Origin of the sequence: Streptomyces sp. NBC_00647, from assembly GCF_045207245.1 — a bacterium.
In the GTDB taxonomy this organism is placed as follows: domain Bacteria; phylum Actinomycetota; class Actinomycetes; order Streptomycetales; family Streptomycetaceae; genus Streptomyces.
On sequence record NZ_CP109040.1, the window covers coordinates 5,730,198 to 5,740,722 of the forward strand.

General features: G+C 72.6%; 6 protein-coding genes and 1 tRNA gene. 6 read left to right on the forward strand and 1 reads right to left on the reverse strand.

Annotated elements, in window-relative coordinates:
* The first annotated feature begins 64 nt into the window (after nt 1-64).
* The 4 genes from tmk (at nt 65) to OG788_RS25215 (ending at nt 6,878) form a co-directional block, all read left to right on the forward strand.
* On the forward strand, nt 65-3,439 hold the full coding sequence (tmk, locus tag OG788_RS25200; protein WP_406373609.1) for a dTMP kinase: 3,375 nt from the start codon (nt 65-67) through the stop codon (nt 3,437-3,439).
* A 316-nt stretch (nt 3,440-3,755) separates the two neighbouring features.
* A complete protein-coding gene (locus OG788_RS25205) occupies nt 3,756-4,961 on the forward strand; it encodes a DNA polymerase III subunit delta' (RefSeq protein WP_356752080.1) in 1,206 nt (401 codons plus the stop codon).
* A gap of 151 nt (nt 4,962-5,112) precedes the next feature.
* Nucleotides 5,113-6,696: an alpha/beta hydrolase gene (locus OG788_RS25210; protein ID WP_406373612.1), complete on the forward strand. Its 1,584-nt coding sequence runs from the start codon at nt 5,113-5,115 to the stop codon at nt 6,694-6,696.
* Between the two features lie 108 nt (nt 6,697-6,804).
* A tRNA-Thr gene (locus tag OG788_RS25215) sits at nt 6,805-6,878 on the forward strand.
* Between the two features lie 284 nt (nt 6,879-7,162).
* Here OG788_RS25215 and OG788_RS25220 read toward each other — a convergent pair.
* Complete coding sequence (locus OG788_RS25220) at nt 7,163-8,725, reverse strand: APC family permease (protein ID WP_406373613.1); 1,563 nt, start codon at nt 8,723-8,725, stop codon at nt 7,163-7,165.
* 211 nt (nt 8,726-8,936) lie between these two features.
* On the opposite strand from OG788_RS25220, the gene OG788_RS25225 reads away from it, so the two are divergent.
* On the forward strand, nt 8,937-9,362 hold the full coding sequence (locus tag OG788_RS25225) for a DUF3052 domain-containing protein (protein ID WP_406373615.1): 426 nt from the start codon (nt 8,937-8,939) through the stop codon (nt 9,360-9,362).
* A gap of 113 nt (nt 9,363-9,475) precedes the next feature.
* Entirely contained in the window at nt 9,476-10,390 is a 915-nt protein-coding gene (locus OG788_RS25230; protein ID WP_406373617.1) for a glycosyltransferase family 2 protein, read from the forward strand.
* The last annotated feature ends 135 nt before the right edge of the window (nt 10,391-10,525 follow it).

Sequence of the window (10,525 nt, forward strand, 5' to 3'; positions counted from 1 at the left end):
GTGGGGGCGTCCGTATGTTCGGGCACCCCTTCGGGGAGTCAGTGGGTCCGGATAGGCTGGCAGGATGACGCGAGCCGAGCAGCCAACGGCCCACAATCGGGCCCCCGACGACGCCCTGGTCGCAGATTCACGCGAGCGCGCCGTTCGCGCGCTGCTGCGCCAACCGCAGTTGAAGCGGTTGTGGAGCGCACACCTCGTGGGAGGTGTCGCGGACGCGCTGGCCCTGCTCGTCCTGGTCGTCCTCGCCCTCCAGGCGGCGATCTCCGAGGGTTCCTTCGGCGGCGGCTACCGCGGGGCCGCCCTCGCCGTGGCGGCCGTCTTCGGAGTCCGCGTCCTCGCGACGCTGCTCTTCGGAGCCGTACTCCTCGGACCCCTGACGTCGCTGACCTCCCCGGACGGGCTCCTCGACCGGCGCTGGACCATGCTCGGAGCCGACGGTCTGCGGGCCGCGCTCCTCATCGTCGCGCCGCTGTTCATCGACTGGACCCCGGACAACGCGCTCGCCATCCTCCTCGTGATCGCCTTCGTGACCGGGGTCGCCGAGCGGTTCTGGACGGTGTGCCGGGAGAGTGCGGCACCCGCGCTGCTGCCCGCCCCGCCGCTGGAAGGCGCCACGGTGCGCCCGCTGCCGGACCACATGGACGCGCTCCGGCGGCTGTCCCTGCGTACGGCGTTCATCTCGGTGCCGATCGCGGCCGCCGCCCTGGTCGCCGTCTCCCTCGTCAGCAACCTGCTGGGCGCCGGGATCGACTGGTTCGACCAGCACCAGGCCGCGCTCGCCTCGTACGTCGCGGCCGGACTGTTCGCCGCCTCCCTGTCGGTGGTCACCTTCCTCGAACTGCCCGACGCCCGCACCCCGCGCGCGCGGTCGCCGCTCGAGGGACTGCGCCGTCCGAAGACGGGCACCGGCATCGACAAGGGCCGCACCGGCGCGATCCCGCTCCTGGTGCCGGCCTGCGCCGCGGTCGCCGGCGCGATCTCGGCCGCCGTCGCCGTCTCCGTGCTGGAGGCCAAGGACCTGGGCGGCGGACCGGTGACGTACGGGCTGCTGGTGCTGGCCCTGACCGGCGGTGTCGTCGTCGGTATCCGTACGGCCCCCTCGGTGCTCCCCTCGCTGTCGCGGCGCAGGCTGATCGCGATCGCGATCGCCTTCACCGGGGTCGCGCTGCTGGTCGCCGGACTCGTACCGGACGTCACCACCGTGCTGCTGATCGTGGCCTTCGCCGGCGTCGGCGCGGGTGTCGCCGCCAACACCGGGCACGCGCTGCTCGACCAGGAGGCCGAGGACTACCGGCGCGCCCGCACGACCGAGCACCTGCACGCGGTGGTTCGGGTCTTCGTGGCGGTCGGCGCGATCGTGGCGCCGCTGGTGGCCGCCGCGATCGGCCCGCACCGCCTGGAGAACGGCAAGTTCGTGTTCGCGCACGGCGGCGCCGCCTTCACGCTGATGCTGGTGGGCGCGCTCCTGTTGCCCGTCGCCGCCATGGTGCTCGCCAAGGTCGACGACCGGTCCGGGGTGCCGCTGCGCCAGGACCTGATGGACGCGCTGCGCGGCGGCGACGACCCGGCGCAGGTACCCGCGACGAGCGGCTTCTTCATCGCCCTGGAGGGCGGCGACGGCGCCGGCAAGTCCACTCAGGCGCAGGCGCTCGCCGACTGGATCCGGGCCAAGGGCCACGAGGTCGTGGTGACCCGCGAGCCGGGCGCCACGCCGGTCGGCAAGCGGCTGCGCTCGATCCTCCTGGACGTGTCGTCCGCGGGTCTCTCGCACCGCGCCGAGGCGCTGCTGTACGCCGCCGACCGCGCGGAGCACGTCGACACGGTGGTGCGGCCCGCGCTGGAGCGCGGCGCCGTCGTCATCTCCGACCGTTACATCGACTCCTCCGTGGCCTACCAGGGCGCGGGCCGCGACCTGTCCCCGACGGAGATCGCCCGTATCAACCGCTGGGCGACGGACGGACTCGTACCGCATCTGACGGTTCTGCTGGACGTGTCGCCCGAAGCGGCCCGCGAGCGGTTCACCGAGGCGCCCGACCGGCTGGAGTCGGAGCCGGTCGAGTTCCACACGCGCGTGCGGTCCGGTTTCCTGACGCTCGCCGCCGCCGACCCGAGCCGCTATCTGGTCGTCGACGCCGCGCAGGAGCCGGAGGCCGTCACCACGGTCGTACGGCACCGGCTCGACGTGATGCTGCCCCTCTCCGAGGCCGAGGTGAAGGCCCAGGAGGAGGCCCGCAGGGCGGCCGAGGAGGAAGCCCGGCGCAAGGCCGAGGAAGAGGCCGCCCGCAAGGCGGAGGAGGAGCGCCTGGAGCGCGAGCGCCAGGCACAGCTCGCGAAACTGCGCGCCGAGGAAGAGGAGCGCAAGCAGCGCGAGCTGGAAGAGGCTCAGCGGCGCGAGGCCGAGCGCCAGGCGGAGGAGGCCCGGCAGCGCGCCGAGGAGGCCCGCCGCCGTGCCGAGGAGGAGCGGGTCCGGCTTCTCGCCGAGGAACAGGCCCGTGCCGCCGAGGCGGAGCGGGTGCGCAGGCAGGCCGAGGAGGAGGCGCGGCTGCGTGCCGAGGCCGAGGCACGCCGCGTGGAGAAGCAGCGGAAGGCCGAGGAGGCGTTGCTGCGGGCCGAGGAGGCCCGCCGGCTCGCCGCGGAGGCGGCTGCCGCTTCGGCGGCCGCGGCGGCTTCGGCCGAGGCCGCGGTGTCGAGCGCGGGGACGGGTACCGGGGCGGGTCCGCGGGCCGGTGCCCCGACCGGTTCGGGCGCCGGTGCCGCGACACGGCGCGACGCCGCTGAGGCTTCGACCGCCTCGGCCTCCGCATCCCCGTCCCCGTCTCCGTCCGCTGCCGGGTCCGGGTCCGCGGGTTCACGGACCGCGGCGGCCTCCGTGCCGGACAACGAGACGACGCTGCCCACGCCGGTCGTGACCGACCGGGCGTCCGGCGGGCCGGCTGACGAGACCGCCGTGCTGCCGCCTGTACGACCGGGCGGGGGCCGCGCGGGTACACGTCCGGGGGCCCGCTCGGCGTCCCGCTCCGACGTCGAGGACACGGCCACGCTGCCGAAGCCGCCGGTGCCGGGCGGAGCGGCCGACGAGACGGCGGTGCTGCCGCCCGTCTCCCCGGGCCCGCGCGCGGCCGACGAAACGGCGGTCCTTCCTCCGGTGCGGGACCCACGCGCCGGGGCCGACGCGCCGTCCGACGATCCCGCGGACCGGATGCCCCGGGGCTACTTCCGCGACGAGCGGCCGGCAGCGGGGCCCGAGGGTCCCGTCGACCGCACGCGTGAACTGCCGCAGGTGGACGAGACGGGTGCTCCGCGCCGCAGGCCCCGCCCCGACTGGGCCGAGGAGACCCCGCTCGACGACCTCCCGACCCTGGCGGACGAACTGCTGGGCCCGCGCGAGGACGACGAGGACTGGGACGAGGGGCAGGGGCGCGGCGGGCGGCGCCGCTAGGGCGTGCCGGGCGTCGCGGGGCCGACGAGGCTTCTGCGGTCCCGGGCCCGGGACCGCAGACCCGGGCCCGGGCTTGGACCTGGCCCGGACCTGGGGACTGGCGCCGGCCCGGACCCGGGGACTGGTGCGGGCCCGCATCCGGACCTGCCCTGGTCGCCGGTACCCGGTCGCCGGTCGTCACGGAGCTGCCGCGGGCGGCTCGGCTCTCTCCGTGGCCCGATGGGCCTGATGGGCCCGATCGCCCGTGGCGGCCATTGTCAGTGGCGACCCGCACAATGGACGACGCAAGACAAAGTGCGACGGAAGGGCGGAGCCCATGCCTGTGTGGGACGACCTGGTGGGCCAGGAGAAGGTGAGCGAGCAGCTCGCCGCCGCTGCCCGGGACGCCGACGCCCTCGTCACGGCCGTCGCCGCGAGCGCCCCGCTCCCCGAGGCGTCCAAGATGACGCACGCCTGGCTGTTCACGGGTCCGCCCGGCTCGGGCCGTTCCACGGCGGCGCGCGCGTTCGCGGCCGCGCTGCAGTGCGTGAGCCCCGACCGCGCGCTCGGCGGAATTCCCGGCTGCGGGTTCTGCGACGGCTGTCATACGAGCCTGGTCGGCACCCACGCCGATGTGGAGGTCGTCCGCACCGACCTGCTCTCCATCGGCGTCAAGGAGACCCGCGACCTGGTCCGCCGCGCCCAGCTGTCCCCGGCCGTCGGCCGCTGGCAGGTCATCGTCCTGGAGGACGCGGACCGTCTCACGGAGGGCGCGGGCAACGTCCTGCTGAAGGCCGTCGAGGAGCCCGCTCCCCGCACGGTCTGGCTCCTCTGCGCCCCGTCCATCGAGGACGTCCTGCCCACCATCCGCTCCCGTTGCCGGCTTCTGACGCTGCGCACTCCGCCGGTGGAAGCGGTCGCCGACATCCTCGTACGCCGTGACGGCATCGAGCCCGATGTCGCCGCGGCCGTCGCGCGCGCGACGCAGGGCCACATCGGGCGGGCCCGTCGCCTCGCCACGGACCCGAGCGCCCGTCAGCGGCGCGCCGCCGTCCTCAAGCTCCCGCTGCGGATCGACGACGTCGGTGGCTGCCTCAAGGCGGCGCAGGAGCTGATCGACACGGCTTCGGAGGACGCGAAGACGCTCGCCGAGGAAGTCGACGTCAAGGAGACCGAGGACCTGAAGACGGCACTCGGCGCCGCTCAGGGCGGCCGGATGCCGCGCGGCACGGCGGGCGTCATGAAGGAGCTCGAGGACCGGCAGAAGCGCCGGAGAACGCGTACGCAGCGCGACAGCCTCGATCTGGCCCTGATCGACCTCACCGGCTTCTACCGCGACGTACTCGCCGTCCAGTTCGGCTCCCGCCTGGCCATCGCCAACGCGGAGGCGGGGGACACACTGGAGCGGCTGGCCCGGGGCAGCTCGCCGGAGTCGACCCTGCGCCGGATCGACGCGATCGCCGCGTGCCGGGAAGCACTCGACCGCAACGTCGCCCCGCTGCTCGCGGTGGAGGCGATGACCATGGCGCTGAGAGCGGGCTGATCCCCGTGGGCGCGCCCCGGCAGGCCCTTCGCCGGGCAGGGCCGTCCCGCCAGGAGGCGACGCTTCCGGCGGAGGGTTGACCGAGTCACTCGTACGGGCCGCTTCGGCGACTGAAGGTGATCAATTGATCGCGCAAGGTTACGCTCGCGAGATGCACATGAGGCGCACTTCCCGGCCGTCCCGATCCCTCCGCAGGAGCGGCGTGCTGCTGGCCTCCGCGGCGCTGCTCATCTCCGCCTGCTCCTCGGGGAGTTCCACGACGACGGCCGCGTCGACAAGTGCCGTGCTCACCGCGCTGCCGCGGGCCACGCCGACGGCGCTCTCGCCGTACTACGAGCAGAAGCTGAACTGGCGCAGCTGCGGTGTCCCCGGCTTCGAATGCGCCACGATGAAGGCGCCGCGCGACTACGCCAAGCCGGGCGAGGGAGACGTCAGGCTGGCGGTCTCCCGCAAGAAGGCCACGGGACCGGGCAAGCCGTTGGGTTCGCTGCTGGTCAACCCGGGAGGGCCGGGCGGTTCGGCGATCGGCTACCTCCAGGCGTACGCCGGGATCGGCTACCCGGCGGAGGTCCGTGCCCGCTACGACATGGTCGCGGTCGACCCGCGCGGAGTGGCCCGCAGCGAGCCGGTCGAGTGCCTCACGGGCCGTGAGATGGACGCGTACACGCAGACGGACACCACGCCGGACGACGGACGGGAGACCGATCAGCTCGTCGGGGCGTTCAAGAAGTTCGCCGAGGGCTGCGGCGCGCACTCGCCCGAGCTGCTCCGGCATGTCTCGACCGTCGAGGCCGCCCGCGACATGGACATTCTGCGGGCCGTGTTGGGGGACAAGAAGCTGAACTACGTGGGGGCGTCGTACGGGACGTTCCTGGGGGCGACGTACGCGGGCCTCTATCCGGACCGGGCGGGCCGGCTGGTGCTGGACGGCGCGCTGGACCCGTCCCTGACCGCGCGCAAGCTGAACGAGGAGCAGACGGCGGGGTTCGAGACGGCGTTCCAGTCCTTCGCGAAGGACTGCGTGCGGCACAGCGACTGCCCGCTGGGCGACGCGGGGACGAGCCCGGACCAGGTCGGCAGGAACCTGAAGGCGTTCTTCCAGCAACTGGACAAGACGCCCATCCCGGCGGGTGACGCGGACGGCCGCAAGCTGGGAGAGGCACTCGCGACGACCGGGGTGATCGCGGCGATGTACGACGAGACGGCGTGGCCGCAGCTGCGCGACGCGCTCACCTCCGCGATGAAGCAGAACGACGGCGCGGGGCTGCTCGCCCTCTCCGACAGCTACTACGAGCGGGACGCCGACGGCCAGTACGCCAACCTGATGTCCGCCAACGCCGCCGTCAACTGCCTCGACCTGCCGGCCGCCTTCTCCGGCCCGGACCAGGTGCAGGAGTCGCTGCCCGCGTTCGAGAAGGCGTCCCCCGTCTTCGGTGAGGGCCTGGCCTGGGCCTCCCTGAACTGCGCGTACTGGCCTGTGAAGAACACCGGCGAACCCCACCGCATCGAGGCGAAGGGCGCGGCGCCGATCCTTGTCGTCGGCACGACCCGCGACCCGGCGACCCCGTACCCCTGGGCCCAGTCCCTCGCCTCCCAGCTCTCCTCCGGGACCCTCCTCACCTACGTCGGGGACGGCCACACCGCCTACGGCCGCGGCAGCTCCTGCATCGACTCCACGATCAACCGATACCTCCTCCAGGGCACCCCTCCGCAGAAGGGAAAGCGCTGCTCATAGCCCTGCCACGCACCCCTGGAGCGCATGCCCCGGGGCGTGTACGGAGCACCCTCGGAAACTGTGTAGACTTACCGACGTTGCTGATCGCACCATAGGTGTGGGCAGCGCGCCGCCTTAGCTCAGATGGCCAGAGCAACGCACTCGTAATGCGTAGGTCTCGGGTTCGAATCCCGAAGGCGGCTCTGTGGAAGCCTCAGGACTCACTCGCCGTGACCTGGGGCTTTTGCTTTTTCCGGATGTGGTGGCGACGCCGGGCGCGGGTCACCCGGCGTCAGGATCGTGCCCTTGATTCTCCCGGTCGGCCCGGGACTTCGGCGCCTGCTGCCGCCACACGCACCGCCGCACCGCTATCCGCCGTCACGGCGGCCGCGTAGCCGCGACCGCGCAGCCGGGCCGGGGTGTCCGACCCGCCCCGCCGGAACCTTCGTCCTCGGGTTCGCGGGGAGGCCGGCTTCCGGGTCGGTCGTCAGTGGCCGTCCTGGTGGTGGGACGAGACCGGGATGGTCTCCTTGCGGAAGTAGGACGGGCGGAACGCGCCGTACGCGAGCATCAGGACGGCGCCGAGAAGGAGCGCGCCGATGCCGGTGACGAAGACGCCGCCGAGTTGCCAGTGCGGCGGGAAGGGCATGGTCCACGAGGTGCTGCCGTAGTCCGCCGCGGCGTACACCACGCAGGCGTTGATGAAGAAGTAGAGGAGCAGGGCGCCGCCCAGGCCCGGCATGATCCCGCGCGTCCAGAGGTCGCGTGGGCTGCGGGTCAGGACCTTGCGGTAGTACCAGACGCAGGCGAAGCCGGTGAGGCCGTAGTAGAAGGCGATCATCAGGCCGACCGAGCCGATGGAGTCGGCCAGGACGTCTTCGCTCACCTGGGTGAGCATGACGTAGAAGGCGATCGACGCCAGTCCCATGCCCACGGTGGACCAGGTCGGGGTGAGGAAGCGGGGGTGGATACGGGCGAAGTGGCCGGGGATGGCCTTGAAGGCGGCCATGGACAGGGTCGTGCGGGCCGTGGGGAGGATGGTCGTCTGCGTGGAGGCGGCCGCCGAGGTGAGGACCATGAGGATCAGGAGTTTGGTGGCGACCTCGCCCCAGCCTCCGGAGCCGAAGACCTCGGAGCCCAGGCTGGACAGGACGTCTCCGGAGTTGTCCGGGTTGCCGAGGCCGATGCCGTGCTCGCCCACCCCGGCGAACGCCTGCGCGGACGTGGTGACCATCAGGTAGACGAGCAGCAGGATGACGGTGGACATGACGGCGGCGCGGCCCGGGGTGCGGTCGCGGTCCACGGTCTCCTCGTTCACGGACACGGCGGTGTCCCAGCCCCAGTAGATGAAGACTCCGGCGAGGATGCTCTTGGTCAGGTCGTCGAAGGAGCCGATCTCGAAGGGGTTGAACCACGACCAGGAGATCTCCGACGAGACGCTCGGTGCCGTACCGCCGTACACCTTGACCAGCGCGGTGACCGCCAGCAGGCACAGCACCACGATCTCGATGGTGAGCAGCACCTTCTGCAGGCTGGCCGAGAGCTCGATGCCGATGTAGCAGATCAGGGTCATCACGGCGATCCACAGGACGCCGACCACGGTGACCCAGAACGTGTTTTCCGCCAGCCCGTCCGCGCCCACGAGCTGGAAGCCGTACGCGCCCGCGATCTGGGCCAGGTTGGCCATCACGATGATGTCGGCCGCGACGATGCCCCATCCGCCCAGCCATCCGGTACGGGGGCCGAACGCGCGGGCCGCCCACGTGAACGTGGTGCCGCAGTCGGGGTCGGCCCGGTTGAGCTCCTTGTAGCCGTAGGCGATCAGGAACATCGGGATGAAGGCGAGGACGATCACGATGGGTGACTGGAAGCCCACGATCCCGACGATCACGCCCAGGGTCGCCGCGAGGCTGTAGGCGGGAGCGGTGGAGGCCAGCCCGATCACCGTGCTGGAGAACAGGCCCAGGGCGCCGCCCTTGAGGCCCTTCTCCGTGGTGCCCGGCCCCTGCGGGGGCAGCGGTGCGGGCGGCGGGACGGATGGTGAGCTCATGGCGCCTCCGGAACCTTGTGGCGCCCGCCGGTGGTGGACGGGACGCCCGCTGTTCCCGGCTCGGGAGACCTCGGGAATCCTCGGGAGTGCCGGGGAAGTCCGGGGCGCCGGGCCGCTCTCACCAGCATGAACCCGCTCGCCGACAACCGGTAATCGAGCCCGGGAGCGTGTACGCGGGCTGACCTGGCCCGCGCGGTGCCATCCTGCGGGAATGACGGGATCCAGCGCTGCGGGCGGCGGGTACTCCGGTACTCCGCTCGCCCGGAAGATCGGCATCAAGGCGGGGCAGCGGGTACGGCTGACCCATGGGCCGCGGGACTGGGAGATCCCCGGACTGCCCGAGGGCTGCGAGGTCGAGGACGGCGGCCCGAAGGGGGCGGACGTCACCGTCGCCTTCTTCCGGGAGCGCGCGGAACTGGCTTCGCGGGCGGCCGAGTTGGTCCGGGACCTGTCCGACAGGGCCATGCTCTGGATCGCCTGGCCCCGCCGGGCGGCCGGGCACGTCAGTGACATCACGGAGAACGATCTGCGGGACCTGTTCCTGCCGCTCGGCGTCGTCGACGTGAAGGTGGCGGCGCTGGGGGAGGACTGGTCGGGGCTGAAATTCGTCCGGCGCAAGGAGAACCGGCGCTCCTGACGGCGGACGTATGGGCGTAGATCAGGACGTACGCGCGGCGGACGTGAGGGCGTACGTGGGGGGTCGTCCCGGTGAACGACTAGCATCGCGGCACAGTTGTCGGCCGGGATGGGGTGGGTGTCGTGTCACAGGCGGAGGAGGGGCCGCGGATCGCCGTTGCCGTGGTCACCATGGGCAACCGGCCCGTCGAGGTCGACGCACTGCTCACCTCCGTGGCCAAGCAGGACGTGGCGCCCACCCGGATCGTGATCGTCGGCAACGGCTGTCCGCTGCCCGAGTTCGCCGAGCGCCTCGGCCTGCCGGGAGAGGTGACCGCCATCGAACTGGACGACAACCTCGGCTGCCCCGGTGGCCGCAATGTCGGGCTGAGCCGGCTCCGTGAGTTCGGGGACGTGGACGTCGTCGTCGAGCTCGACGACGACGGGCTGCTGGTCGACGCCGACGTGCTGCGCAAGGTGCGCGACCTGTACGCCACCAGGCCGCGGCTCGGCATCGTCGGCTTCCGCATCGCCGACGAGCACGGGGAGACGCAGCGCCGTCATGTGCCGAGGGTCGGGGCCAAGGACCCGATGCGCGGCGGTCCGGTCACCGGCTTCCTCGGGGGCGGCCACGCGCTGTCCATGCCGATGCTGGCGGAGACCGGGGACTGGCCCGCCGAGTTCTTCTTCGCGCACGAGGAGACCGACCTCGCCTGGCGGGCCATCGACGCCGGCTGGACCGTGCTGTACGAGCCCGAACTGCTCCTCCAGCACCCCAAGACCTCGCCCGCCCGGCACGCCATCTACTACCGCGTGACCGCCCGCAACCGGGTCTGGCTCACCCGCCGCAGGCTTCCCCTGGCGCTGATACCGCTGCACCTCGGCATCTGGATCGTGCTCACGCTTCTGCGGACGCGTTCGGCCGGCGGACTGAAGGCCTGGTTCGGCGGATTCGCCGAGGGGCTGCGGCAGTCCGGCGGAGAGCGACGTCCGATGCGGTGGCGGACGGTGTGGAGGCTCACCCGGCTCGGGCGCCCGCCCGTCATCTAGGCGGGTCCTGGGGCCCGGGAGCCACAGGCCCCGGCTCGCAGGCCCTGGAACGGACGGAGGCCCCGGTCGATCACCTCGACGACGGGGCCTCTCACGTCCCCGGATCCGGCCACGGCGGCGACACTCCCCCGAGTT